The following is a 25,443-nucleotide window of genomic DNA, read 5'->3' on the forward strand; positions in this document are numbered from 1 at the left end:
AAAATATATCAATTAACAGAAACAAAAATGACAAATATCAACTATGAAGGCATTGAGCAAATGCCTCTACGTACTTTCACTGAAAAGGCTTATCTCAACTATTCTATGTATGTCATCATGGATCGTGCGCTGCCTTTTATCGGCGATGGTTTAAAACCCGTTCAACGCCGTATTGTATATGCGATGTCTGAACTTGGCTTAAATGCCACAGCAAAATACAAAAAATCAGCCCGTACCGTCGGTGATGTACTCGGTAAATTCCATCCACATGGCGACAGTGCTTGTTATGAAGCCATGGTATTAATGGCGCAACCTTTCTCTTATCGTTATCCTCTGGTAGATGGTCAAGGTAACTGGGGCGCGCCAGATGATCCAAAATCTTTCGCTGCAATGCGTTATACGGAATCACGCCTCTCTAAAATCGCTGAAATCTTGCTGAGTGAACTAGGACAAGGAACAGTAGATTATCAACCAAACTTTGATGGAACATTGGCTGAACCGCAATATTTACCCGCTCGTTTACCTCACATTTTATTGAACGGAACAACAGGTATTGCAGTGGGTATGGCGACAGATATTCCACCGCACAACATTAATGAAATTGCTGATGCGGCAGTGATGTTGTTAGATAATCCGAAAGCAGGATTAGATGATGTACTTGAAATTGTTCAAGGCCCAGATTTTCCAACAGAAGCGGAAATTATTTCGCCCAAATCAGAAATTCGTAAAATTTATGAGCAAGGTCGTGGCTCAATAAAAATGCGTTCAACTTGGAAAAAAGAAGACGGAGAGATCATTATTTCTGCGCTTCCACATCAATCTTCGCCATCCAAAGTCATTGCACAAATAGCCGAACAAATGACGGCAAAAAAACTGCCAATGCTAGAAGATATTCGAGATGAAGCCGATCACGAAAACCCAATTAGAATTGTACTAGTCCCTCGCTCAAATCGCGTCGATACTGATGCCTTAATGGCACATTTATTTGCGACTACAGATCTTGAAAAAAGCTACCGTGTAAATATGAATATGATTGGGCTTGATCATAAACCAGCGGTAAAAGGCTTATTAGAAATCTTAAATGAATGGCTCACTTTCCGTCGCACAACCGTCACTCGCCGTCTTCAATACCGTTTGGATAAAGTACTCTCTCGCTTACATATTTTAGAAGGTTTAATGATAGCTTTTTTAAATATTGATGAGGTTATCGAAATTATACGTCACGAAGATGATCCAAAAGCAGAGCTTATGGCACGCTTTAATTTAAGCGATGAACAAGCCGATGCAATTTTAAATTTACGCTTACGTCATTTAGCGAAATTAGAAGAAAACCAGCTCAAAGCTGAACAAGATGAACTTGAAAAAGAGCGGTTAAATTTAGAAGCAATTTTAGGATCAGAACGCCGTTTGAATACGCTTATCAAAAAAGAAATTCAAGAAGATGCGAAAAAATATGCGAGTCCACGTATGTCTCAACTGGTCGAACGTGAAGAAGCCAAAATGATCTCTGAAAGTGAGATGACGCCAGCAGAACCAGTTACTGTCATCTTATCAGAAATGGGCTGGGTACGTTGTGCAAAAGGACACGATATCGATCCTAAATCATTAAACTACAAAGCTGGCGATAGCTATCGGGCTCACGCTTGTGGCAAGAGTAATCAAGCCGTTGTATTCATTGATAGTACGGGGCGGAGTTATGCACTCGATCCGCTTTCCTTGCCTTCCGCCCGCTCCCAAGGCGAACCTCTCACAGGAAAACTCAATTTACCAGCTGGTGCGACCATTGAATATGTTGTAATGGCAGGCGAACAACAAGAATTATTGATGGCTTCTGATGCGGGATATGGTTTTATTTGTAAATTTGAAGATTTAATTGCACGTAACAAGGCTGGAAAAGCCTTGATTTCTTTACCAGAAAATGCCAAAGTGTTGAAGCCTAAAAAACTGATAAATTCTACCGCATTTGTTGTCGCGATCACATCAGCAGGCAGAATGTTGATTTTTCCAGCACAAGATTTACCGGTATTATCAAAAGGTAAAGGCAATAAAATTATCACTATTCCCGCAGCGAATGCAAAAGATCGTAGCGAACTATTGACAAAATTATTGCTTATTTCAGATCAAGCAAGTCTTGAATTTTATTCTGGAAAACGAAAAATTGTATTAAAACCAGAAGATCTGCAAAAGTTCCGCGCAGAACGAGGCAGAAAAGGTTCGACATTACCACGTGGATTACATACCAATCTTGAAATTATGGTAGTCGAGCCGTAACACAACACATCACTTAAACATAACTTAGGGAGATCCAATTTATGAGCTATACTTTTAGCACGTATGAAACCCTTGCATTAGCAAGCTTAGTTTTGCTATTGGGCTATTTTTTGGTTAAACGCATTAATGTATTAAAAACATTTAACATTCCAGAGCCAGTTGTTGGCGGCTTTATTGTTGCCATTGGTCTTTTAATTTGGCACAAAATTGATGGAACATCCTTTAACTTCGATAAAAATCTACAAACCACAATGATGTTAGTGTTTTTTACTTCTATCGGTTTAAGTGCCAACTTTTCCCGTCTAATTAAAGGCGGAAAGCCACTCGTTGTATTTCTATTCATTGCTGCATTATTAATCTTCGGACAAAACGTTATTGGCATTGCAAGTTCAATGGCATTAGGAATCCATCCCGCTTATGGTTTACTTGCAGGTTCTGTAACCTTAACAGGTGGTCACGGCACTGGAGCTGCTTGGGCGGATACATTTGCACATCAATTTAATCTACAAGGTGCAACTGAAATTGCCATTGCCTGTGCAACTTTCGGTTTAGTATTCGGTGGTATCATCGGTGGTCCTGTCGCTCGTTTCTTATTAAATCGCCAAAAACAAGGCGAAAATCCTGAAAATGATGAAGTTGATGACATTCAAGAAGCATTTGAACACCCAACTTATAAACGTAAAATTACTGCACGTTCATTAATTGAAACAATTGCAATGATTTCAGTATGTTTATTAATTGGTCAATATTTAGATGTACAAACAAAAGGTACTGCACTCCAATTACCAACTTTCGTATGGTGTTTATTCACTGGTGTTATTGTCCGCAATATTTTAAGCAACATTTTCCGTTTCCAAGTAGCAGAATCCGCTATTGACGTATTAGGTAGCGTAGGCTTATCCATCTTTTTAGCAATTGCTTTAATGTCATTAAGACTTTGGGAACTTGCAGGTTTAGCAATTGATGTATTAATTGTTCTTGCTATTCAAGTCGCATTTATGGCTACCTTTGCAATCTTCATTACTTATCGAGCAATGGGTAAAGATTACGATGCCGTCGTATTAAGTGCTGGACACTGTGGTTTTGGTTTAGGCGCAACCCCAACAGCAATCGCTAATATGCAAGCTGTTACCAGCCGTTTTGGACCATCACACAAAGCATTTTTAATCGTTCCAATGGTCGGTGCATTCTTTATCGACTTAATCAACGCAGCATTATTGAAAGTCTCATTTGCCGTTGTAAATATGCTCGCGTAAAGTGCGGTTGAAATTTACAATATTTTAAAAAATGCCTTTATCTTAAATTGATAAAGGCATTTATTTCAATATAATCAATTATTTCAGCTGCAATATCAACCCCACTTGTTTTTTCAATCATTTCTAAGCCTGGACTTGCATTTACCTCTAAAACCAATAATCCATTTTTTGAACGAATTAAATCCACACCAGCCACATCTAAACCGATGGCTTTTGTTGCTCTAATGGCTATCTGTTTCTCGTCATCGCTTAGTATAATTTTTTCAGTTTTTCCACCACGATGACAATTCGCTCGAAACTCGCCATCTTGTCCGATTCGTTGCATCGTTGCTACAACTTGATCACCAATCACAAAACAACGAATATCCGCATTGCCCGCTTCTTCGATAAAATCTTGCTGCAACATAGATATATTAGTTTGCTTAAAAGCTTCCATAATGCTCACCGCACTTTGTGGCTTTTCAGCTAAAATTACCCCAATTCCTTGTGAACCATTTAGCATTTTTAAAATTGTCGGCGAACTGATATGAGCTATCGTCGCCTGAGCTTGCATTTCACTGCCACTTAAAAGTGAATTGGGAACTGGAACACCTGCATTCAACAACAGTTGCAAACTTTTCCATTTATCACGTGCATTTAAAAATGCCTGAGATGAATTTAAACAAAAAGTCCCTTTGCCTTCAAAATGCTGTAAGACTGAGCATCCCATTTGTGTACTTGTTGTGCCAAATCGAGGCAAAACAGCATCATAATCAGGCAATAGATAAGGTTTAGACCCTGAATTTTCTTGATAAAAAATCTGAAAGTGCGGTGGATTTTGTGAGAGTTTTAAGAGGCAACGATTCGGATCTAAAATATCCATCTCATGCCCTTGACGTTTAGCAGCTTCTTTTAAGCGTTGGCAACTATAAAGACGAGGTTCACGGCAAAGCATTAATAATTTCATAACATTTAATTTATTATCTACGATGTTCCGTATATTACACGAATAAAAACACTTTATGTAGACGATAAAAATCAGGTAGAATTGCCTGGAATGTTTAACTCAAAAAAGGAAATCTTATGTTCGTTGTTATTTTTGGTCGTCCTGGCTGCCCTTACTGTGTGCGTGCAAAAAACCTTGCTGAAAAATTAAAAGGCGAAGTTGCTGATTTTGGCTATCGTTATGTGGATATTCATGCAGAAGGCATTACTAAAGAAGATTTATCAAAATCAGTTGGTAAACCAGTAGAAACCGTACCACAAATCTTTATTGATGAAAAACCAATTGGTGGTTGCACTGACTTTGAAGCATTAATGAAAGAACAATTTGGTATCGTTGCTTAATTTTTCTTTTAATTTACAAAAAAGCCACTTTCAATCGAAAGTGGCTTTTTCATAGAATCGTTTTAACCGTTATAACGTTTAAAAATTAATGTCGCATTTGTACCACCAAAACCAAAGCTATTTGACATGACAGTTTGTAATCCTGCATTTTCTTTCGTCTTAGTAACGATGTTGCAACCTTCAGCGGCTTCATCTAAGGTTTCGATATTAATACTTGGTGCAATAAAATCATTATCCAACATTAATAACGTGTAAATTGCTTCGTGTGCACCCGCCGCACCTAAAGAGTGACCGGTCATTGATTTGGTTGAAGAAATCGCTGGGATTTTGTCACCAAATACATTTTTGATTGCACCTAATTCTTTCACGTCACCTACTGGTGTAGATGTGCCATGTACGTTGATGTAATCAATTGGGGTATCTACAGTTGCCATTGCCTGTTTCATACAACGCTCTGCACCTTCGCCACTTGGTGCAACCATATCGTAACCGTCAGAAGTTGCGCCATAGCCGACAATTTCCGCGTAAATTTTTGCACCACGAGCAAGTGCGTGTTCTAATTCTTCCACAACCACAACAGCACCACCACCTGCAATAACGAAACCATCGCGGTTTGCATCATAAGCACGAGATGCTTTTTCTGGCGTTTCATTGTATTTAGTTGAAACGGCACCCATCGCATCAAATTCAGTTGCACATTCCCAAGATAATTCTTCCGCACCACCTGCAAAAACCACATCTTGTTTGCCTAATTGAATTAACTCAACCGCATGACCGATACAATGTGCAGAGGTTGCACAAGCAGAACTCATTGAATAGTTCACACCACGGATTTTATAAGGAGTAGCTAAACAGGCAGAAACACTTGATGCCATTGTTTTCGTTACTGCGTAAGGACCAATCGCCTTTATACCTCTAGGACCACGCACCGCATCACAAGCCACTAACTGGTTATGTGCAGAACCCGTACCCGCACCAATCACTAAACCAGTACGATCATTAGAAACTTGATCTTCTGTTAAGCCAGCATCCTCAATCGCTTCACGCATAGAAAGATAAGCATAAGCCGCTGCATCACCCATAAAACGGAACACTTTACGATCAATGTGCTCGCTTGGGTTTAATTTGATTGTTCCGGCAACATGGCTACGCATATTCATTTCAACAAACTCAGGCACAACTTCAATACCTGATTTCCCTTCTTTTAATGAAGCCAATACTTCTTCTTTGTTGTTACCGATACTTGAAATAATCCCAAAGCCTGTAATTACAGCTCTTCTCATTGCTTCTTCCTTATTGTTTTATATGTAAAAATAACGGCACAAAATTACTACGAAATAAAAATATTTCAAGCAATAATTCATTTGTTCGACCAGTTCAGAAAATTGCGTTATTATACGCAAATTTCATTAGGCAAGAAAGAAATAAAAATGACCTTTAGCGTGCAACATGCTGAGATTCACTTCAATCGAAACCATATTCCCGTCTCAGATCAATTCAATGATGTCTATTTTTCTAACGAAAATGGATTAGCCGAAACAGATTATGTTTTTCTACAAGGTAATCAACTTTGGGAACGTTGGATAACCCACAAAGAAGCCAATTTTGTTATCGCAGAAACGGGATTTGGTACAGGATTAAATTTCTTCGCAGTAACCCAATTATTCCGTGAATTTCGCCAACAACACGAGAATCATCCTTTAAAACGCCTAAATTTTATTTCCTTTGAAAAATATCCGCTAAAAATCACCGCACTTTCGCAAGCGCACCTTGCCTATCCGCAGTTTGAAGATTTAAGTGCTCATTTGCAACGTTATTGGCCTTCATTGATTCTAGGTTGTCATCGTATTCATTTTGGAGAGACAACCTTAGATTTATGGTTTGGAGATGTATCAGAAAACTTGCCACAACTTGGCGATTATATGAATGAACGTATTGATGCTTGGTTTTTAGATGGTTTTGCGCCAAGCAAAAATCCTGAAATGTGGAATGATGATCTCTATAACTTAATGTTTCGTTTCACAAAACCCAATGGTTCTTTTGCCACTTTCACCGCAGCAAGTGCGGTTAGAAAAGGACTTGAATCCGCAGGCTTTAATGTGACAAAACGTAAAGGCTTTGGCAAAAAACGGGAATGTTTAAGTGGGCTAAAAATACAATCAAAATCTACCGCACTTTCCACACCTTGGTATCTTGCTCAGCCTGCGAAAATGGAAAAACAAGATGTCGCTATTATCGGCGGTGGTATTGCTTCTCTTTGTGCAGCCATTTCCTTAGTAAAACGTGGGGCAAAAGTCACCATTTATTGTGAAGATGATGTGCTCGCTCTCAATGCCTCAGGCAATAAACAAGGCGCATTTTATCCGCAACTTAACGATGATAATGCGCTAACCGTTGATTTTTACCTGCACGCTTTCAGTTACGGTCGCCAATTACTTGATTGGACAATCGCACAAAACATAGCGTTTGAACACGAATTTTGCGGCGTAGCACTATGTGCTTACAACGAAAAAAGTGCGGTTAAATTGACAAAGATTTCTCAACTTGGTTTACCGAACGAAATCTTCCAAATGCTGAATGCTGAACAACTCAGTGAAAAAGTGGGATTACCACTTAATTGCGAAGGCGGTTGGATTGAACAAGGGGCTTGGCTTGCACCAAGACAATTTGTTCAAAATGCCTTTTCATTTCTTGAAAAGCAAGGTGTAATCATTAAAACCTCACAAAAAATTACCGCACTTTCTCAACAAGAAAAAGGTTGGGAACTAGAAAATACGCAAGGTCAAAAATACTGCCATGAAGTCGTCATTCTTGCGAACGGATATAAAATTACTGATTTTATTCAAACAGAAAAGCTACCGCTCTACCCTATCCGCGGGCAAGTTAGCCAAATTCCAACATCAGAAAACTTAATCAAACTGAAATCTGTGCTTTGTTATGATGGCTATCTCACTCCAGCCGATCAATTAAAAACCTCACATTGCATCGGCGCAAGCCATATTCGTGATAACGTTGATCGCCATTTTAGCGAACAAGAACAACAAGAAAATCAACAAAAACTCCAGCAAAATATCATGCAGAATTGGACAAAGGACGTGGATACTTCTGGCAATTTGGCTCGAGTGGGCATTCGTTGCTCCGTACGCGATCTTGCCCCAATGATTGGAAACGTCCCGAATTTTGAACAGCAACAAGCGGATTATTACAATTTATTCAACCTCCGCCGCCGTAAACAACCTATTCAAAGTGCGGCCAATTTTCAGAATCTTTTCTTAATCGCAGCCTTAGGTTCTCGCGGGCTTACCTCCGCTCCACTCTTAGGCGAAACCTTAGCTTCAATCATTTATGGCGAGCCATTACCAATAAGCGAAGCCATATTACATAACCTTTCAGCTAACCGAGCTTGGGCGAGAAAGTGGTTGAAAGGTTCAAAAGTTGAATAAATCCATAAGATTCAGAACCTTACAAAAATAACTTTAACGTGTTAAAATCAAAACAAAATTTAAATATAAAAATGAATACAAAAGTGTTATGCAATCAATCAATCAATCAATCAAATTGTAGAATTTGTTAAAACTTGCTATAAGCCTGAGGAAGTATTTCATTTTCTTCATCAGCATTCCATTCCTTTTTCCGCCATTGGAGGAATGACCAATCAAAATGTTCTACTTAATATTTCTGGAGTTAAGTTTGTATTAAGGATCCCTAATGCCGTAAATTTGTCACTTATAAATCGAGAATATGAGGCATTCAATAATGCACAGACATATCGTGCTGGTTTGAATGTAGAAACTCCCGTATTAGATGCTAAAAGTGGCGTAAAACTGACTCGTTATTTAGAAAATAGTAAGCCTTTAAGTCAAACACAATTAAACGAACAAAGTTGTTTGTCTCAAGTTGTGAATAATTTATGTCGTTTACACAACAGTGAATTTGTTTTTCGCAATGTATTTAGCGTATTCGATGAGTTCCGCCAGTATTTTTCATTGCTAGAAAACAAATCCGCTTTTTTTCAAGCAGATCCTAGAATGGATAAACTTTCAGCCGTATTCTGGCAATTTGAAAATATCAATAAAGACTTAATTTTACGTCCGTGCCACAATGATTTAGTCCCTGAAAATATGTTATTACAAGATGATCGGCTATTTTTTATCGATTGGGAATATTCTGGCTTAAATGATCCGTTATTTGATATAGCGACGATCATTGAGGAAGCTCATTTATCGAAAGAAGCTGCTGATTTTCTATTAGAAACCTATTGCAATCAGACAAATAAATATCACAAGACAGAATTTCAAATCGCTCACAAACGGTTAAAAATCCATCGTTTTTGCCAAAATGTATTGTGGTTTTTATGGACAAAAGTAAAGGAAGAACACGGCGAGAATTTTGGCGATTATGCGTTAAAACGCTTAGACGCAGCATTTAAACTATTAGAGGAATTGCCATAATGCGTGGCTATCTCTTTGGCATACTATCCGCTGTATTTTGGGCATTATCTGGATTGTTATATAATGAATTACCATTAAGTGAATATACTGCGTTAGGGAAAGTGATTTCATTGCTTTTTTTAATTGATTTTTGCTCGTTATTTGTAATAGGCATAATATTGTGGCGAAAAAATGCGGTAGATTTTCAAGGCGTTTTTTGGAAACCTGCGTTATCTGGCATATTAGGCGGACCAATAGGAATGTCTGGCTATTTATTAAGCATTCATTATTTAACGATCTATTATGCAGCACCGCTTTCATCTCTCTTTCCCGTTATCGCTGCGTTAATGTCTTATTGGATTCTAAAAGAAAAAATTAGCAAAATAGCCCAATTCGGATTCGCCTTGGCTATTATTTCTTCTTCGTTGCTTGCTATTGAAGTAGGACAAGAAATAACCTTTAATACTATTGGTTTTATTTTTTTAATAATTTGTACATTAGGGTGGTCATCTGAAATAGTGATATCCTCCTATACAATGCGTTCTCTCTCTGGACTTCAAGTGTATTTTTTAAGACTATGTGGTTCAACTATTGGTTATTTATTGATTCTATTTATTCTTTCCTTGAAAGATTTCTCACTAGATATACTTAGTTTTAATTATGTACAAATTGCTGGTGTAATAATCTTTGGGGCATTATCTTACTGCTGCTATTACCAAGCGATTTATCTGTTAAAACCAATCAAAGCGATGGCATTAAATATTACTTATTCTATTTGGGCGATAGGATTAGGTTATCTTATCTATCAACAGCCGATTCAACCTACCTCTTTAATACTCGCCCTATTGTTAAGTGCGGGCGTCATAATGACACTGTATTACAAAGGAGAACAAAAATGAATACAATTATTTTGGCTGCAGGCCTAGGCAGTCGTTTTAAAGACATCACACAAAGCACTCATAAAGCCCTATTAGATATTCATGGAACACCTAACTTAGAACGGACACTCGCTTTTCTACGTCAAGCAAATATCGACAATATTGTCATTGTTACAGGGTATTTACACGAACAATTCGAGTATCTAAAGAAAAAATATGACTGCACCTTGATTTACAACGAAAAATATCGCGAATATAACAGCATTTATTCCTTTTCTCTGGCACAAGACTTCTTTAGTGATTGTTATGTTATTGATGCGGATGTTGTGCTCAATCGTAATATTTTTCTAACGAAGCCACCACACAGTAAATATTTCACAGTCATCCGTTCTAAAACGTACAATGAATGGCTACCGATTTTAAATAGTAGTGGGCAAGTAATGCGTATTGAGATTGGATCATTAAACCAGCCTAGCTTGTCAGGGGTATCTTATTGGACAACTCAGGATTGCAATATTATTCTAAATTTGCTCAAAGAATATACAAGTGAAGTGCAATTAAAAAATCCCACACTTTATTGGGACACCATTCCGATGGAATATATAGATAAATTAAATGTTCATACACAGCAACTTAACCGTGATGATATATTTGAGATGGATAACCTTGATGATTATCAGCGTATTTTACAAAAATTGACACCAAACAAGGAAAAATAATGAAAAAATTGACACTTAGAGAACAACAACTCGTTTGTCTCGATATCTTAGATTATTTCCACGCTCTATGTGAGAAACACCAAATTCGCTATTCTCTTGGTGGTGGAACATTAATCGGTGCTATACGCCACAAAGGCTTTATCCCTTGGGATGATGATATTGATGTATATATGCACCGCGATGAATATCAAAAATTTGTTGATGTTTGGTTTCAAGAAACTCACGAATACTACAATATGGAAACAGTAGAAGACATACTTGCTCAAAAGACTGGAGAAATGGCAAAAATCTTTGATTGTCGTACTCAAATAACCGAAATTGACGGAAAAAAAAGCGCAATGTTTATAGATATATTCATCTATGATGGGGTGCCAAATAATCCAAAGATCATCTGCTCTTTTATGAAAAAATATAGAAGAACTCATCGTCGTTTCTATTCTTGCAAGAAAAGATGGTTAAGAGAAAAAAAAATACCTTATGGAAAGCAATACTTAATAAATTGAGCCATTTAATATTTTCCAAAATGCAAAAAAATCTAGAGCAATTTCAAATAACATATCCGATAAAACAATGCGATTATATTGGTCTTGTACTATCTGATTATGACGATTGTGGTGGTTGGCAAAAATCTTATATGCCGAAAGAATATTTTAATCACATTGTTTATAAAGAATTTGAAGGACGACAATTTCAAGTAATGAATGGATATCACGAACACTTAACGCAATATTATGGAGATTATATGAAGCTTCCACCAGAAGAAGACCAAAAGCCACATCATATTCAAGAAGCGTATATTTTGTAAGCGAAAGGGCAGATTTAATTCTGCCCTTTTTCAATTATTACTGAACCTTCCCACAATTCAAACAATACAAATACTGTCCTTTAGGATCATTAAATTTAGTTAATACATTCAATTCTTTTTGTAATTTTTGAATTGGAGCTGGCAGACCAAGCCATTTAGCTAACTGTTCTTGCGCACCTTTTTTAGTATCGCGCAATAAGGTGCTAATTAAACTCACATTATCATCAGTGAACCATTCCACGCTAAAATCTTGTACGGCAGTATCTTGGCGTTGATTCACTAATTGCTCTGCTTTATTGACCGCTTCATTAAAAGAACCGATCTCATCCACCAAACCATTTTGGAATGCGTCACTACCCAACCAAACCTGACCTTGAGCAAGTTTATCTACTTGTGTTTTAGAAAGCTGGCGACCTTTGCTGACAATTTCTAAAAATCGGTCATAACCATGCTCAATTTCTGTTTGATAAATATCTTGTACGGGTTTTGCTAATGGAGAAAACGCTGATGTATTAGCTAATTCAGTGGTTGAAACACCATCTGAACTCACTCCGATTTTCTTTATGCTATTTTCAAAAGTCGGGAACATCGCGAAAATACCGATAGAGCCTGTAATAGTGTTTTCATCGGCAATAATATAATCTGCAGTGGATGAAATCCAATAACCGCCAGATGCTGCCATTGCGCCCATAGATACGATGACAGGCTTACCGATTTTCTGTAAGTTTTCTGTTTCTTGACGAATAATTTCAGAAGCAAAAGCACTACCGCCTGGTGAATTCACTCGTAAAACAACGGCTTTTACTGAGTTGTCATCGTAAGCTTTACGGAGAATTCGCGCAATAGTATCACCGCCTGAATTTTCATCATCACTTTCTCCATCGATAATCGCTCCCTCCACATTCACAACCGCAATTTTATTCGGTACGTTGTAATGTTCTAAGCGATCAGGCAGTTGAGTCAAATAATCATCAAATTCGATAAGGTTCGCTTTTCCATCGCTTCCTTTGCCAAAAAGTGCGGTGAGTTTTTTATCTAAATCCAAACGAGTTACAACATCGGTTACTAATCCACGTTGTTGGGCATAAGCGGTACTATTGCCTTTTAACGCTTTAAGATCCGATAAATATTGTTTCGCATTCGGCAAAACGTTATCTTTCTTAATATTACGATTTTCGCTGACGGATAAAACATAATTATTCCACATTTCGCCTAACCAACGCTGCATATTTGCTTTTGCCTCAGCCGACATATCGTTGCGTAAAAATGGTTCTACTGCTGATTTATAAGTCCCTACGCGGAAAATATGTGGTGTAACGGCTAATTTGTCGAGCATCTCTTTAAAATACAAATTCTCTTGCGATAAACCGTGAATATCCACGCTTCCAATTGAATTTAAATAAATTTCATCCGCAAAACTCGCTAAATAATATTGTCCTTGTGAATAATTATCCGCATAGGCGATCACTGGTTTTCCTGCATCTTTAAAATGACTGATAGCGCTACCAATAAAATCTAATGCAGGCAAATCTGCCCCTTCAAAATAATTAAGATCAAGCACTAATCCTTTAATTTTAGGATCATCTTCCGCTTGTTGAATAGCAAATACCACATCAAACGTCGAAATTTTTCTAGGAACGTGCTCGCCATTCAATTCGCTTAATGCATCTTGCCAACGAAGTGTTTCATCGCGGTTGTCCGCTAGATAGCCATCTAAATTCAGTAATAACGCGCCTTCCCCTGTTAATGTTATAGATTTTTTTCCACCGCTTGAAAAACTAATAATAGCCATTAGCAGAAACACAAAACCTAAAAACACGACATTCATCACAAGATCACGAATGAAACATAGTGCTTTCCAACAAAATTTTAATACTCGAAACATACAAATTACCTTTAAAAAAATTTACCCTAGCGTATCACAAAGCCTTGCCAAAAACTATGCTATAATCTACCGCACTTTTATTCATAGGGAATAATAAAATGGATGCACTTACACTTTTAACCACAAGAAAATCAAATAAAAAATTAACCACACCTGCGCCTAATGCAGAACAGCTTGAGCGTATTTTCGAAGCAGCAATGCGTGTGCCAGATCACGGAAAATTACATCCTTATCATTTTATTGTAATGGAAAATGAGAGCTTAAATAAATTAGAAACACTACTTAAAGCTGCCGTTGTAGAATTTGATTTGGGTGAAGAAAAATTGATGAAAGCTGAAAACCTAGCACATCGCGCACCTATGGTTATTGGTGTGGTAGCAAAAATCAATCCAACTATCGTTAAAGTGCCAGATTGGGAACAAATGCTAAGTGCGGGCTGTGCAACTTACGGAATACAACTGGCTGCCCAAGCACAAGGATTTGATAACGTGTGGATTTCAGGAAAATGGGTTGAGGGAAGTGCATTACGAGAAGCTTTCGGATGTCGTGAACAAGATCGTGTGATTGCCTTAGTTATGATTGGCACAAGCATAGAAAAAGCAGAACGTGAATACCGTATTATCGATACAAAAGATTTTGTAACCTATCTATAAAATATTGCTTTCCTCAAGACTTAGAGGAAAGCAAAATATTGCACTACTCTTCTTCCAATTCATCCGCCATCGCTGCCAATATTTCTCGTGTAAGAATGACTAATGCACGATAAAAAGGCAAGGTTGCTTGCGTTTCAACTTGAGTTAAAAACTTCGCTGCACAAGGCAATAAAAAGGTTTCAAAGAATTCTTGCTGAGCCACTAAAGAATCCAAATTATCTTCAAGCCAAGAGGCTGTAAGTAATAATAAAGCAAAATGATCCGCACTTTCCACCTCTGGCATATTGCGTACAAGGCGAAAATTCACAAATTCTTCAACATCAATCTCGTAAGCTGAAATAGCCGTCATCACTTTTCCATTCGCTGCAAATAATTTTTGATACTCTTGGTTCAATAAATTGAGATCAATTTTAGCTTGTAGGCTATTCAGTGCTAATTCACTTTCTTTATCAGTATCTAATGCCCAAACTGGACTCAAACCTTTTTGTTGTAACCAAACAAATGCGTCAGCGAGTACTTTATCTGTTGGAGAACGATAAAAAAGATTACCGAATAATCGACTAATTAATGAAAAATTATTAATTTGTTTTTCAGACATTACGCTTTTTCCTTTAAAAGTGCGGTCAATTTTTCTTGAGTTTTTTGAGCAGCAAGTTCAATCATCGCTTTACGAGCCTTATCATCAATTAAATGAATATCTCCAAATAATTCAAACTCGACATTTTCAATGCCACAGTAATTAAACAATCCATTAATCAAACAATGATTAAGCGATTTATCCACACCAAATTCTTTATATTTATCAACATTACTGCCAATAGTAATAAATTGCTGCATTTGCTTATTTTTGAGTAATCCCACTGATTCGCCGTTTTCTGTTTTATAGGCAAAGCCATGGCTTAATACGCGATCTAAATAGCCTTTCAAAATTGACGGAAATCCCATCCACCAAAGGGGATAAACCAACGTAATTAAATCCGCTTGAAGGATAAAATCGTGCTCTTGCTGAATATCTTCTGGAATAATACCTTTGTTAGCATTTTGCAATTCTTCATGAGATAAAATTGTATTGAAATTCATTTCATAAAGATCACGAAAAAATACATTTACACCCTTTTCTTGACTGATTTGCTCAATACGATTAGCAATTGCTCGCCCAAAACTATGCTCTGAATTAGGATGAGCAAAAATAATTAAGTGATTCATTTTTCTTACCTATTTGTAGGGAAATAAAACGTGGCAAAAGTCTATCAAAATAGACCGCACTTTGCATATAAAATCATATAAAAAAAGCGGGCAATGCCCGCTCTCTTATTTGCATCATAATTATGCTGCATTTTTACGTTCTTCTTCCATACATACTGCCGCAGTAAATAATACGTCAGTTGATGAGTTTAATGCCGTTTCAGTTGAGTCTTGTAAAATACCAATAATGAAACCAACACCGATCATTTGTGCTGCTACATCATCAGAAATACCAAACAAGCTACAGGCTAATGGAATTAGTAATAATGAACCGCCCGCTACGCCAGATGCACCACAAGCACAAAGTGCTGCAACAATACTTAATAAAAGCGCACTAACGAAAGAAACTTCTAAGCCAAGTGTATGAACTGCAGCTAAAGTTAAGATAGTAATAGTAATCGCCGCACCCGCCATATTAATGTTCGCACCTAATGGAATAGAAACAGAATAAGTTTCTTCATCAAGATTTAAGCGTTTTGCTAATTCAATATTCACTGGAATATTTGCTGCGGAACTACGTGTGAAGAATGCAGTTACACCACTTTCGCGTACACAAGTCCACACTAATGGGTAAGGATTACGACGGATTTTCCAGTAAACCAAAATAGGGTTTACTACAAAAGCAGTAAATAACATCGTACCGATTAATACTGCAAGTAATTGCACATAACCGCCTAATGCAACTAAACCTTTATCAGATAAGGTTTCAGCCACTAAACCGAATACACCAAATGGCGCAAAAGAAATAATCACGTGAACAATTTTCGATACGCCTTCTGCAAAATCAGATAACACATTTTTAGTTGCATCAGATGCGTGACGTAACGCCAACCCTAAACCAATAGACCAAGCTAATACACCAATAAAGTTCGCTTTGAAAATCGCATTTAATGGATTATCTACCACATTCAAAATTAATGTTAGCAACACTTGACCAACGGCTTGAGGTGCAGAACTTGAATCTTCTTTCGCAGCCAATACCACTTCCGTAGGAAATAGAAAACCAGCGATCACAGCAACAAATGCAGCCAAGAAAGTCGCAAACAAATAAAGTACAACAATTTCTTTCATATTACTTTTCGTGCCAATCTTACGATTTGCAAGCGCAGCCATAACAAGAAAGAAAATTAAAATTGGTGCAACGGCACGCAGAGCCTTTACAAAAATCGAACCTAATACGCCAACTTTTTCAGCAAGATTAAAACCAATGGTTTCTTGTAATGGTGCTGAAATCAATGCAACAATAATACCAAGAACCAAACCAGCGGCAATTCGTTTTACCAAACTACCGTGAAATAACAGACTAAATAGATGTGATGTGTTCATATTTTTATCTTTCTTTTAGTAAATTTAACTTCAGATTGTTACCAATCCACCTATGGGGAGTTAAAGATAGCGTAAAATTTTAATGAAAGAAAATATTTTTTATTATTTTTCACTCTAAAAGTGAACTTTTTTCTAAAGTTGTTAGATATTCTCTAAAAACATACTTATAAAAAAATTTTTTATTTAACCTATTGACACCCTGTATGAAACATCAGTATAATTTAACTGTACAAAAAAACAAGGTAAAAGGTTATTTATCCATATTATTTAACGGGAGATAAGAGAATGAACAACCAAACTTTGGCTACACAATATGAAATGGATTTTTCTTATAATCCACTGCCTTTTTTCAGTGATATAGAAGATAACCTTAAATTCAACAAAAAATTAGACTTAAATCTTTACTGTATCAAACGTCCAAAACAAACTTGTTTTATTCATATAACTAATCCAAATATGTTGGCTTGGGGAATTGAAAGCGGCGATATGTTAGTCGTCGAAAAAAATGATGATCTTTACTCTGGTGATCTTGTGGTACTTGAAGAAAACAATGAATTTCACGTCTATGAATTTATGTTACATAATGATAATTACCTTTTTATGGCATTGGATTCCACGACACCAAATATAAATACAAAAGATTGGTCGAATTTGCCTATTGTCGGCACCGTAACCAACACTATCCATCAAATGAAACGTCGCGATAAAATGAAATGGGCAGCCTAGTTGGAATAACTAAAGACAAATAAAAAAGTGCGGTAAAAATCCACCGCACTTTTATCTAGTATCTAGATTATATTTCAATTAATTACTCGTCACTTTACGTCTCGCAATCACTGCATCAGAAAGTTGTTGCAATAATCTTTCAGAATCTTCCCATCCAATGCACGCATCCGTAATGCTTTGTCCGTAAGTCTGTGCTTTGCCATCAACTAAATCTTGACGACCTTCCACTAAATGACTTTCCACCATTACACCAAAGATTTGTTTAGAACCAGATGCGATTTGATGACACACATCTTGGCAAACCTCCATTTGTTTTTTATATTGTTTACTGCTGTTTGCATGGCTAAAATCAACCATAACGTGTGGAATACGCCCTGTTTTTTCAATATCAGCACAAACTTTTTCTACATCTTCAGCACTATAGTTAGGGCCTTTGTCTCCACCACGTAAAATAATATGGCAATCTTCATTCCCTTTTGTAGAAACAATGGCAGAATGACCAAATTTAGTGACAGATAAGAAATTGTGGGGAGCTTCTGCCGCACCAATTGCATCTAAAGCGACCTTTACTCCGCCATTAGTGGCATTTTTAAAACCAACCGCACAAGATAAACCTGAAGCCAACTCACGATGAACTTGTGATTCTGTTGTTCTAGCCCCAATCGCTCCCCAGCTCATAAAATCAGCCAAATATTGAGGTGTAATCATATCTAAAAACTCGCCCGCAGCAGGCACACCAAGATCATTAATATCTGAAAGTAATTTCCGTGCAATACGTAAACCATCATTTAAACGATAAGTATCATTTAAATACGGATCATTAATTAAACCTTTCCAGCCCACAGTTGTACGCGGTTTCTCAAAGTACACACGCATAATAATTTCGAGGCTATCTTTATATTTATCACGTAATGGTTTTAAACGAGTCGCATATTCAATGGCAGCTTTCGGATCGTGAATGGAGCAAGGTCCAATTACAACTAATAAACGCTCATCTTTAGCCTGAATAATATTATGTGCCTCATGACGAGTTTGCTTCACTAATGCCGCAGCATATTCACTCGCTGGATATTTTTCTAATAAGGCAATCGGTGGTAACACCTGATCGACTTTTTCAATTCGCGTATCATCGTTTGCCACGACAATTTCAATTTTCTCTTTAGCCATACATCACTCTCTTGCTTTCAAATGTTGTATTTAAATTATGTAGCTAATCTACACTTATTTCTTGTACTAGTAAACTAGTTCGTTATGTTTTTAGAATAAAATCTACGAAGTTCCTATTAAACTATCTTTACAACCTGCTTGCAAGCTGAATGAAACGAAATAATTAAGTAAATAAAAGATAAAAAAATACCGCACTTTTGTGCGGTACTCTCTAAATTAATGGCTACTTAATACTTGTGCAGGTTGTAATTTAGCGGCTCGGCTTGCTGGATAAAGGCTCGCAATTAAACTCAAGGCAAGTGCAGCGATTAAAACCATCAAAACATCCAACCAATGTAACTCGCTTGGCAAGAAATCCACAAAATACACATCGCCCGATAATAATTTCTTACCGATAATCCACTCAATACCTTGAATAAAAGTGGTAAGATTTAATGCAAGTATAATGCCTAGCACAATTCCAATTAAGCAACCTTTCATTCCTGCCTGTAAGCCATACCAAATAAAAATACGTTTGATGAAAGCGTTATTCGCCCCAAGCGTACGCATAATTGCTATATCGCCTTGCTTATCTTTTACTGCCATAATCAGCGTAGAAACAATATTAAAACACGCCACACCAATCACAAGCACCATTGCGATGTACATCACAGTTCGAATAAGCTGAATATCTCGATACATATAACCAAATTTACTAATCCAATTTTGCATATATAGCATCTGCGGATAATCATTAAGCATTGATAAATCCAGATTTCTCACAGAAAAAGGATCATCTAATTTCAATTCAACACCTGTAATTTGATCTGGTTGATAAGTTAAAAACGTTTGTGCTTGAGCAAGCGGCAATAAGGCATAACTATAATCAAGCTGACCATCTAAGCGTAAAATAGCGGTAACTTGCACTGGCTCACGAGTTGGTTGAGCAAATTGTTCATCGCCGTTTTGCTGAGAAATAAGTAAGGTAATCCAATCCCCTACTTTTACATCAAGTTCTTTAGCGATACCCGATCCCAAGACTAATCCGCCTTCTTTCTCAAATTTGTTCCAACCTTGCTCTTGTACAAAATTACCAATTGAACTTACCTTATCTTCTGCTTGTTTTTCAACACCTTTGACCTGAACAACTTTCAATTTCGAGCCATTTTCTACTAATGCAGTAAAGCTCACAAAAGGAGAAATGCCTTTAATTTGTGGATTTTGTTGTAAGCGTTTTTCTAAATTTTGCCAATGATGAATTGTGAGATCTTTCGCTTGAGGCACAGAAAAAATCTCAATATGCGGCACGACTGCCAAAATCCGTTGATTAAGCTCACGCTCAAAACCATTCATCGCACTTAAGCCAACAATTAAAACTGCAACGCCCAGCGCAATACCAATTGCAGAAAATTTTGCAATTAACGCAACCAAAGGATTTTTCTGCTTGCCACGTTGATAACGCCAGCTAATAAAAAACGGCGTATTCATTACACACCTTCCTTCAAAAGACCATCTTGCATAACCAAACGGCGTGATAATTTTTCCGCAAGCCCCATATCGTGAGTGACTAATAAAAAGGCGATATTTTGTTCTTGATTAAGTTGTTGAATGAGTTCAAAAATGCTTTCTGTGGTCTTGTGATCAAGATTCCCTGTTGGCTCATCCGCCAAAACTAACGATGGATTATTCACTAAAGCACGTGCAATCGCCACACGCTGACGTTCCCCACCAGAAAGCGCAGAAGGACGATGGGTAATTCTATGGCTTAATCCCACCGCACTTAGCATTTTTTCGGCACGATCTTTCGCTTCTGTTTTATTTTGATGACCAATCAACATCGGCATCATCACATTTTCAAGTGCGGTAAAATCTGCCATTAAATGATGGAATTGATACACAAATCCTAAATAACGATTACGCAAAGCAGCTAATTCATTAGCCGATGCTTTTTGCAAAGATTGTCCATTAATAAACACTTCCCCACTACTTGGCTGATCAAGCCCTCCTAAAGTATGCAATAAAGTACTTTTCCCTGAACCAGAACTCCCCACAATCGCAACCAACTCTGCAGGTTCCATAGAAAAAGAAACACCTTTTAACACTTGCGTTTGATTTTCGCCCTCTTGATAAAATTTATTGATGTTTTCGCATTTTAATAAATAGTTATTCATTTTTTACTCGTTTTAACCGCACTTTAGCGGCAGATAATCCCATCAAAAACTTGCGCGAGTCTATCACACTTTTCCTTGAGCTTAAATTTCAATACACCCAAAGTATTCAAATCCTGTTTCAGGAAAATGTTTTTCAAGATAACGTTTTAAATAGCGTTGGGTTTCTTGACTAATAATAGGATCATATTCTGGGTAACCGTTATACATTACACTTAATACTGAAATACCGCGAGTACGACAAGACTCTAAACTTAATAATGTGTGGTTTATACTGCCTAATTTTCCCGATGTGACCAAAATCAAAGGATAATTGTTTGACTGGATATAATCCAACGTCGTCGCTTCCTCGCAATAAGGCACCATTAACCCACCAGCCCCCTCCAGCAACACATAATCATATTTTTCTGCCAAAAGTGCGGTGGATCTTTCAATGATTTTTGCATCAATTTTTCTACTTTCTCGCTTTGCAGCTAAATGTGGAGAACAAGGATATTCAAAAACATAAGGGCAGGTTTTGCCTTGTAAATCTTCTTCCGTTAAATCAATCCCTTGAATCTTTCGATGCACAAGCAAATCATCAGCGATATTTTTACAACCTGTTTGAATCATTTTTTGTGTAATCACGGAAAAGCCTTGTTCCATCAACTTTTTAGCATAAATCCCTGTTGCCACTGTTTTACCCACATCGGTATCAATCCCCGATATAAAAATAACTTTGCTCATAAGCTGCCTTATTGCCTGCCCGCCGCAGAGTAGCGCGCGATAAAAAATAACGGATGATAAGTCAGGCGCACTTTGCCCGACGGCATACTGAACGCCGACAAGTAATCGTCAATAAATCCATTGAGATTTTTTCTTGTCCAATTTTTTTGGTTCGTGGCGGTAACGCCTGTATATTTAAGGTGTTTGAGTACATCCAATGGCGTATCAAAGTCTAGTATTACCTTAAAATCCTCACACCATAAAAGCTCAAAATCTTTGGCCAACCAAGCCTGCCATTGGGATAAAGTCGGGTAATTTAAGCCTATATTTGTGATTTGGCGAACTTCTTTTAAATTGTCTTCGCCAAAGGTCGCAACCACCAATAATCCGTTTGCTTTCAAGCCTGTTTTGCAATGGGCGATAAAAGCCTCGGGTTGGTGAAACCATTGCACGGCGGATGCGCTTGCGATTAAGTCAAATTGTCGTTGAAAAGGAAAGTTTTCCGCATCGCCGCAATAAAAATCAAAGGATTGCGGCAGTTTTTCAGCCAGTTGGGTCTGCACATCGCACAAATCATTAAATAACCAATAATCCGCTGAAATCTGTTTTTGCAGCAAGGCACTCAACATTCCTGAACCGCAGCCTAGTTCCAAAACGTTATCTAATGACCCATTTGGTAAATAGTCTTGTAAATGCACCATTAAATTAATCGTCATTTTTTGTTGAATTAAGGCGTGCCGGTCATAATCGTTTAATGCTTTTTGGAAAGCCTGCCGAATGCGCGATTTATTTATGGCAGTCAGTGATTCCATAGTGCCGACCAATGGGTAAATCTTGAAAACAGGTAATGTCCGCCGTCAATTTCCCGAACGGTGCAACGCGGTGTCCAATACCGGTGCTGATTGGCAGGCATAAAAATTTTATCGCCCGATCCGACCAAGGCATTTGTCCAGCAGATAAGATCTGTACGCCTATCTTGCCCGATCATCGCAAAAAGTGCGGTAAGTTCTTGATGAATTTCGTCAAACGGACGGGCGGGAAATTGTTGGTAATCTTCAAAAGATACTTTGTCACCACAGATTCTGCGTTCAAATTTTAAACGGGTATTTTCCGTGAGGTTCTCCAATGTGCCTTTAAAAACGGCACAAGGGATACCGAAATTATCATCGCAAGGTAAACCTGTGCCATTCACTGCTGTTGCAGATTGTAAGGTGATTCCTTGTAATACTCGCTCTGCCACCCAAACACCCATTGACCATGCCACTACACGAATTTGCTGATAGGCAGAAAAATCAAAATCTAACTTCAAATCTTGATAATCGTAGCAAATTAATAAATCATGATCTGTTGGCAAAATCAAATGAGCCACCGCATCAAGAGGTGTCCCCCAGCCAGCAAAATAAACTATTAAATGCTCACCTTGATGATCATAAAATTTCGTTTTCACATTATTTCCTTATAAGCATGCCACAAACTGTTTTACTTCATCTATTGTCATATCTGCCGTCAAAGATAATCGTATTCTGGATGTACCTTTTGGTACTGTCGGTGGTCTAATTGGCAAGCAATAATAACCTTGCTCTTGCAGAGTTTTCGCCTTAGCAAGGGTTACTTCGTTCTCGCCTAAAATATAAGGAACGATGCAAGTTTGGCTTGGCATTATTTGCGTTCTATGCTCCACTTCTTGGCGTAAAAATGCACTTAACTGCTCAAGATGAGTTCTTTCTTTTGAAAATTGTGGCAATCGTTCAAAAATAAAATAAGTCCAAGCCACATTAAACGGCGGCAGCGCGGTTGAAAAAATCAATGGACGCATTTGATTAATCAAACACTCTTTTAATATTTGATCACAGACGACATAAGCCCCCATTGAAGCTAAGGCTTTGCCAAAAGTACCAACCAATAAATCAATCTCGGCAATCAAATTATCCCGTTCGGCAATACCCAATCCGTTTTGCCCATAAACACCGATTGCGTGGGCTTCATCCACATAAAGATAAGTATTGGGAAACTGTTTTTTTAATTGGACAAGCTGTTTCAAATCCGCCACATCGCCGTCCATACTAAAAACAGATTCGGTAACAATAAAAGTGCGGTCAAATTTTCCAGCATTTTTTTCGAGCAGATTCTTTAGATGTTCATAATCATTATGACGATAACGAAAGAATTCACATTGGCTTAAACGAATGCCGTCAATCATACTGGCGTGAACGAATTTATCTGCCAAAATCAAACTTTTCGTCGTCGTCAAAGCAGGCAAAATACCGAGATTGGCGTGATAGCCGCTGTTGAACAATAACGCGCTTTCCCGTTTGAAACGTTGTGCGACAAGCGCTTCCAAATCGGTATAAATAGGAAAGTTGCCCGTTAATAAACGCGATGAAGAACTGGTAAAAGAGGGAAAATTACCGCCGTATTGCTGCAAAAAAGACCAGCGCAAATTTTCATCTGATGCCAAACCCAAATAATCATTAGACGACATATTTAGCATTTTGCGGTTTTCCCGCGTAATATACCGCCCTTGATGAATCAAATCCGGAATCGAACGATATTGATTTTGTGCGCTAAGCTGTTCCAGTTGCTGTTTAAAAGCATCCATTTTTCATCCTAATGTTCATATTCCTGTGTTAAAGCCAGAATCATGCCTTTTGTTAATTTCTGAAGTTCATCATCTTTAATCACAAACGGCGGCATAACATAAACCAATTTTCCGAAAGGTCGAATCCAAACACCTTGTTCTACAAAACGCGGAACTAAAGTTTTCATATTTACCGCACTTTTCATTTCAACCACCCCTATCGCCCCTAATACGCGAACTTCTTTGACATAATCTTTTTCAGCTAAAGGCAAAAGCTGTTGTTTTAAGAAATGCTCAATTCGCTGAATATTTTGCTGCCAAGGGCTTTCTAACAATAAACGGATAGATTCCGCCGCAATCGCACAAGCCAACGGATTTGCCATAAAAGTTGGCCCGTGCATAAAGCATTTAGCCTCACCGCTACAAATAGTTTGCGCAATTTCAGTGCTTGTAATGGTTGCCGATAAAGTTAAATAACCACCTGTTAAGGCTTTACCGATACACATAATATCTGGCGAAATGCCTGCGTGTTCGGCTGCAAATAATTTTCCTGTTCGACCAAATCCCGTAGCGATTTCATCAAAAATCAGCAAAACGCCATATTGTTTACAAAGTGCTTGTGCTTTCACTAAATAAGTTGGCGAATAAAAATACATACCGCCCGCACCTTGTACAACAGGTTCTAAAATCAGTGCGGCGATTTCATTACCTTTTTCTCGAAGTAAATCAGCTAAAGGTTCAATCGCACAATCATTCCAAGATTCATTAAATGAAACATTAGGTTGAGGAAGAAAATACTGCACGGGCAGGCTTTGATGAAATAAATGATGCATACCTGTGGTTGGATCACACACTGACATCGCATTCCACGTATCGCCGTGATAACCTGAACGAATAGTGGCAAATTTTTGTCGCTGTGGTTCCCCTTTTGCGTGCTGATATTGAATAGCCATTTTCATCGCCACTTCTACCGCAACTGAACCGCTATCGGCAAAAAAGATTTTATCCAGTCCATTGGGCAAAATTTGTACTAATAATTGAGCTAATTCCACCGCTGGATCGTGGGTAAATCCACCAAACATAATATGGCTCATTTTTTCCAATTGATTCTGTGCAGCCGCATTTAAGCGTGGATGATTATAACCGTGCAACGCTGCCCACCAAGAAGACATACCATCAATCAAATGACGACCATCTTTTAAGGTTATCATCACGCCATCAGCGCGTTCTACCGCATAAAGCGGCATATCAGAAGAAACTGAAGAATAAGGATGCCAAATATGTTGTGTATCAAAAGCTAAAAGTGATTGTTCATCCATCATTCAT

Annotated in this window: 23 protein-coding genes and 1 pseudogene; 10 read left to right on the plus strand and 14 right to left on the minus strand. The window is 37.7% G+C overall.

Translation table 11 applies throughout. From position 1 onward, the window contains the following. The first annotated feature begins 27 nt into the window (after positions 1–27). Complete coding sequence (gene parC, locus ACPT8O_RS06850) at positions 28–2,271, plus strand: DNA topoisomerase IV subunit A (RefSeq protein ID WP_021035148.1); 2,244 nt, start codon at positions 28–30, stop codon at positions 2,269–2,271. 41 nt (positions 2,272–2,312) lie between these two features. After that, positions 2,313–3,527: a sodium/glutamate symporter gene (gene gltS, locus ACPT8O_RS06855; protein ID WP_021035147.1), complete on the plus strand. Its 1,215-nt coding sequence runs from the start codon at positions 2,313–2,315 to the stop codon at positions 3,525–3,527. 37 nt (positions 3,528–3,564) lie between these two features. On the opposite strand, the gene ACPT8O_RS06860 is transcribed toward gltS, so the two are convergent. After that, complete coding sequence (locus tag ACPT8O_RS06860; protein WP_021035146.1) at positions 3,565–4,473, minus strand: RimK family alpha-L-glutamate ligase; 909 nt, start codon at positions 4,471–4,473, stop codon at positions 3,565–3,567. 116 nt (positions 4,474–4,589) lie between these two features. Here ACPT8O_RS06860 and ACPT8O_RS06865 point away from each other — a divergent pair, with 116 nt between their 5' ends. Continuing rightward, positions 4,590–4,853, plus strand: coding sequence for a GrxA family glutaredoxin (locus ACPT8O_RS06865; protein ID WP_005650929.1), 264 nt, complete (start codon positions 4,590–4,592; stop codon positions 4,851–4,853). Positions 4,854–4,915: 62 nt separating this feature from the next. Here ACPT8O_RS06865 and fabB read toward each other — a convergent pair whose 3' ends face one another. Next, positions 4,916–6,136 carry a beta-ketoacyl-ACP synthase I gene (fabB, locus tag ACPT8O_RS06870; protein ID WP_021035145.1) on the minus strand — a complete coding sequence of 407 codons (1,221 nt, stop codon included), beginning with the start codon at positions 6,134–6,136 and terminating at the stop codon, positions 4,916–4,918. Between the two features lie 147 nt (positions 6,137–6,283). Here fabB and mnmC point away from each other — a divergent pair, with 147 nt between their 5' ends. The 5 genes and pseudogenes from mnmC to ACPT8O_RS06895 all read left to right on the plus strand — a co-directional run bounded on the left by mnmC (position 6,284) and on the right by ACPT8O_RS06895 (position 11,685). Next, entirely contained in the window at positions 6,284–8,296 is a 2,013-nt protein-coding gene (gene mnmC, locus ACPT8O_RS06875; RefSeq protein ID WP_041175329.1) for a bifunctional tRNA (5-methylaminomethyl-2-thiouridine)(34)-methyltransferase MnmD/FAD-dependent 5-carboxymethylaminomethyl-2-thiouridine(34) oxidoreductase MnmC, read from the plus strand. Positions 8,297–8,371: 75 nt separating this feature from the next. Continuing rightward, on the plus strand, positions 8,372–9,304 hold the full coding sequence (locus ACPT8O_RS06880) for a phosphotransferase (protein ID WP_112083032.1): 933 nt from the start codon (positions 8,372–8,374) through the stop codon (positions 9,302–9,304). Beyond that, positions 9,304–10,182, plus strand: coding sequence for a DMT family transporter (locus ACPT8O_RS06885; RefSeq protein WP_021035142.1), 879 nt, complete (start codon positions 9,304–9,306; stop codon positions 10,180–10,182). Before ACPT8O_RS06880 ends, ACPT8O_RS06885 begins: the two co-directional genes overlap by 1 nt. Next, positions 10,179–10,880, plus strand: coding sequence for a CTP--phosphocholine cytidylyltransferase (locus ACPT8O_RS06890; RefSeq protein ID WP_021035141.1), 702 nt, complete (start codon positions 10,179–10,181; stop codon positions 10,878–10,880). Before ACPT8O_RS06885 ends, ACPT8O_RS06890 begins: the two co-directional genes overlap by 4 nt. Then, positions 10,880–11,685 (plus strand): annotated as a pseudogene (locus tag ACPT8O_RS06895) (LicD family protein). Before ACPT8O_RS06890 ends, ACPT8O_RS06895 begins: the two are co-directional and overlap by 1 nt. A gap of 37 nt (positions 11,686–11,722) precedes the next feature. On the opposite strand, the gene sppA reads toward ACPT8O_RS06895, so the two are convergent. After that, complete coding sequence (sppA, locus tag ACPT8O_RS06900) at positions 11,723–13,570, minus strand: signal peptide peptidase SppA (RefSeq protein ID WP_021035140.1); 1,848 nt, start codon at positions 13,568–13,570, stop codon at positions 11,723–11,725. 98 nt (positions 13,571–13,668) lie between these two features. Here sppA and ACPT8O_RS06905 point away from each other — a divergent pair, with 98 nt between their 5' ends. Continuing rightward, positions 13,669–14,223 carry an NAD(P)H nitroreductase gene (locus ACPT8O_RS06905; RefSeq protein WP_021035139.1) on the plus strand — a complete coding sequence of 185 codons (555 nt, stop codon included), beginning with the start codon at positions 13,669–13,671 and terminating at the stop codon, positions 14,221–14,223. A 43-nt stretch (positions 14,224–14,266) separates the two neighbouring features. Here the strand turns inward: ACPT8O_RS06905 and ACPT8O_RS06910 are convergent, their stop codons facing one another. The 3 genes from ACPT8O_RS06910 to sstT all read right to left on the minus strand — a co-directional run bounded on the left by ACPT8O_RS06910 (position 14,267) and on the right by sstT (position 16,794). Then, a complete protein-coding gene (locus tag ACPT8O_RS06910) occupies positions 14,267–14,821 on the minus strand; it encodes a TorD/DmsD family molecular chaperone (RefSeq protein WP_021035138.1) in 555 nt (184 codons plus the stop codon). Next, a complete protein-coding gene (locus ACPT8O_RS06915; RefSeq protein ID WP_021035137.1) occupies positions 14,821–15,429 on the minus strand; it encodes an NAD(P)H-dependent oxidoreductase in 609 nt (202 codons plus the stop codon). The genes ACPT8O_RS06910 and ACPT8O_RS06915 overlap by 1 nt, the downstream gene beginning before the upstream one ends. 120 nt (positions 15,430–15,549) lie before the next feature. Next, a complete protein-coding gene (sstT, locus tag ACPT8O_RS06920) occupies positions 15,550–16,794 on the minus strand; it encodes a serine/threonine transporter SstT (protein ID WP_041175327.1) in 1,245 nt (414 codons plus the stop codon). Positions 16,795–17,079: 285 nt separating this feature from the next. Here sstT and ACPT8O_RS06925 point away from each other — a divergent pair, with 285 nt between their 5' ends. Continuing rightward, a complete protein-coding gene (locus ACPT8O_RS06925; RefSeq protein WP_021035135.1) occupies positions 17,080–17,520 on the plus strand; it encodes a LexA family protein in 441 nt (146 codons plus the stop codon). Positions 17,521–17,598: 78 nt separating this feature from the next. Here ACPT8O_RS06925 and aroG read toward each other — a convergent pair whose 3' ends face one another. From aroG to bioA, 8 genes are all read right to left on the minus strand, one after another. After that, on the minus strand, positions 17,599–18,687 hold the full coding sequence (aroG, locus tag ACPT8O_RS06930; protein ID WP_021035134.1) for a 3-deoxy-7-phosphoheptulonate synthase AroG: 1,089 nt from the start codon (positions 18,685–18,687) through the stop codon (positions 17,599–17,601). 216 nt (positions 18,688–18,903) lie between these two features. Continuing rightward, positions 18,904–20,154, minus strand: coding sequence for a lipoprotein-releasing ABC transporter permease subunit LolE (gene lolE, locus ACPT8O_RS06935; protein ID WP_021035133.1), 1,251 nt, complete (start codon positions 20,152–20,154; stop codon positions 18,904–18,906). Beyond that, positions 20,154–20,837 (minus strand): lipoprotein-releasing ABC transporter ATP-binding protein LolD, encoded by a 684-nt coding sequence (gene lolD / locus ACPT8O_RS06940; protein WP_021035132.1) that lies wholly within the window; start codon positions 20,835–20,837, stop codon positions 20,154–20,156. The genes lolE and lolD overlap by 1 nt, the downstream gene beginning before the upstream one ends. An 81-nt stretch (positions 20,838–20,918) precedes the next feature. Further along, the gene (gene bioD / locus ACPT8O_RS06945; RefSeq protein WP_021035131.1) at positions 20,919–21,560 is read right to left on the minus strand and encodes a dethiobiotin synthase; all 642 of its coding nucleotides are present in this window, start codon (positions 21,558–21,560) and stop codon (positions 20,919–20,921) included. Between the two features lie 8 nt (positions 21,561–21,568). Continuing rightward, the gene (gene bioC / locus ACPT8O_RS06950; RefSeq protein WP_021035130.1) at positions 21,569–22,351 is read right to left on the minus strand and encodes a malonyl-ACP O-methyltransferase BioC; all 783 of its coding nucleotides are present in this window, start codon (positions 22,349–22,351) and stop codon (positions 21,569–21,571) included. After that, entirely contained in the window at positions 22,339–22,986 is a 648-nt protein-coding gene (locus ACPT8O_RS06955; RefSeq protein ID WP_021035129.1) for a pimeloyl-ACP methyl esterase BioG family protein, read from the minus strand. The genes bioC and ACPT8O_RS06955 overlap by 13 nt, the downstream gene beginning before the upstream one ends. 9 nt (positions 22,987–22,995) lie before the next feature. Continuing rightward, positions 22,996–24,138: an 8-amino-7-oxononanoate synthase gene (bioF, locus tag ACPT8O_RS06960; protein ID WP_021035128.1), complete on the minus strand. Its 1,143-nt coding sequence runs from the start codon at positions 24,136–24,138 to the stop codon at positions 22,996–22,998. An 8-nt stretch (positions 24,139–24,146) separates the two neighbouring features. Then, positions 24,147–25,436, minus strand: coding sequence for an adenosylmethionine--8-amino-7-oxononanoate transaminase (gene bioA / locus ACPT8O_RS06965; RefSeq protein ID WP_041175411.1), 1,290 nt, complete (start codon positions 25,434–25,436; stop codon positions 24,147–24,149). Positions 25,437–25,443 lie beyond the last annotated feature (7 nt).

This window comes from Haemophilus sp. HN_Hi08 (genome assembly GCF_049824455.1).
GTDB lineage: Bacteria > Pseudomonadota > Gammaproteobacteria > Enterobacterales > Pasteurellaceae > Haemophilus > Haemophilus influenzae_D.

Coding starts and splice junctions, on each gene's coding strand:
- fabB (WP_021035145.1), bottom strand. CDS start 6,136: ATGAGAAGAGCTGTAATTACAGGCTTTGGGATTATTTCAAGTATCGGT.
- bioA (WP_041175411.1), bottom strand. CDS start 25,436: ATGGATGAACAATCACTTTTAGCTTTTGATACACAACATATTTGGCAT.
- lolD (WP_021035132.1), bottom strand. CDS start 20,837: ATGAATAACTATTTATTAAAATGCGAAAACATCAATAAATTTTATCAA.
- ACPT8O_RS06925 (WP_021035135.1), top strand. CDS start 17,080: ATGAACAACCAAACTTTGGCTACACAATATGAAATGGATTTTTCTTAT.
- lolE (WP_021035133.1), bottom strand. CDS start 20,154: ATGAATACGCCGTTTTTTATTAGCTGGCGTTATCAACGTGGCAAGCAG.
- ACPT8O_RS06910 (WP_021035138.1), bottom strand. CDS start 14,821: ATGTCTGAAAAACAAATTAATAATTTTTCATTAATTAGTCGATTATTC.
- sppA (WP_021035140.1), bottom strand. CDS start 13,570: ATGTTTCGAGTATTAAAATTTTGTTGGAAAGCACTATGTTTCATTCGT.
- ACPT8O_RS06915 (WP_021035137.1), bottom strand. CDS start 15,429: ATGAATCACTTAATTATTTTTGCTCATCCTAATTCAGAGCATAGTTTT.
- ACPT8O_RS06890 (WP_021035141.1), top strand. CDS start 10,179: ATGAATACAATTATTTTGGCTGCAGGCCTAGGCAGTCGTTTTAAAGAC.
- ACPT8O_RS06885 (WP_021035142.1), top strand. CDS start 9,304: ATGCGTGGCTATCTCTTTGGCATACTATCCGCTGTATTTTGGGCATTA.
- parC (WP_021035148.1), top strand. CDS start 28: ATGACAAATATCAACTATGAAGGCATTGAGCAAATGCCTCTACGTACT.
- mnmC (WP_041175329.1), top strand. CDS start 6,284: ATGACCTTTAGCGTGCAACATGCTGAGATTCACTTCAATCGAAACCAT.
- bioF (WP_021035128.1), bottom strand. CDS start 24,138: ATGGATGCTTTTAAACAGCAACTGGAACAGCTTAGCGCACAAAATCAA.
- ACPT8O_RS06865 (WP_005650929.1), top strand. CDS start 4,590: ATGTTCGTTGTTATTTTTGGTCGTCCTGGCTGCCCTTACTGTGTGCGT.
- aroG (WP_021035134.1), bottom strand. CDS start 18,687: ATGGCTAAAGAGAAAATTGAAATTGTCGTGGCAAACGATGATACGCGA.
- ACPT8O_RS06905 (WP_021035139.1), top strand. CDS start 13,669: ATGGATGCACTTACACTTTTAACCACAAGAAAATCAAATAAAAAATTA.
- gltS (WP_021035147.1), top strand. CDS start 2,313: ATGAGCTATACTTTTAGCACGTATGAAACCCTTGCATTAGCAAGCTTA.
- sstT (WP_041175327.1), bottom strand. CDS start 16,794: ATGAACACATCACATCTATTTAGTCTGTTATTTCACGGTAGTTTGGTA.
- bioD (WP_021035131.1), bottom strand. CDS start 21,560: ATGAGCAAAGTTATTTTTATATCGGGGATTGATACCGATGTGGGTAAA.
- ACPT8O_RS06860 (WP_021035146.1), bottom strand. CDS start 4,473: ATGAAATTATTAATGCTTTGCCGTGAACCTCGTCTTTATAGTTGCCAA.
- bioC (WP_021035130.1), bottom strand. CDS start 22,351: ATGGAATCACTGACTGCCATAAATAAATCGCGCATTCGGCAGGCTTTC.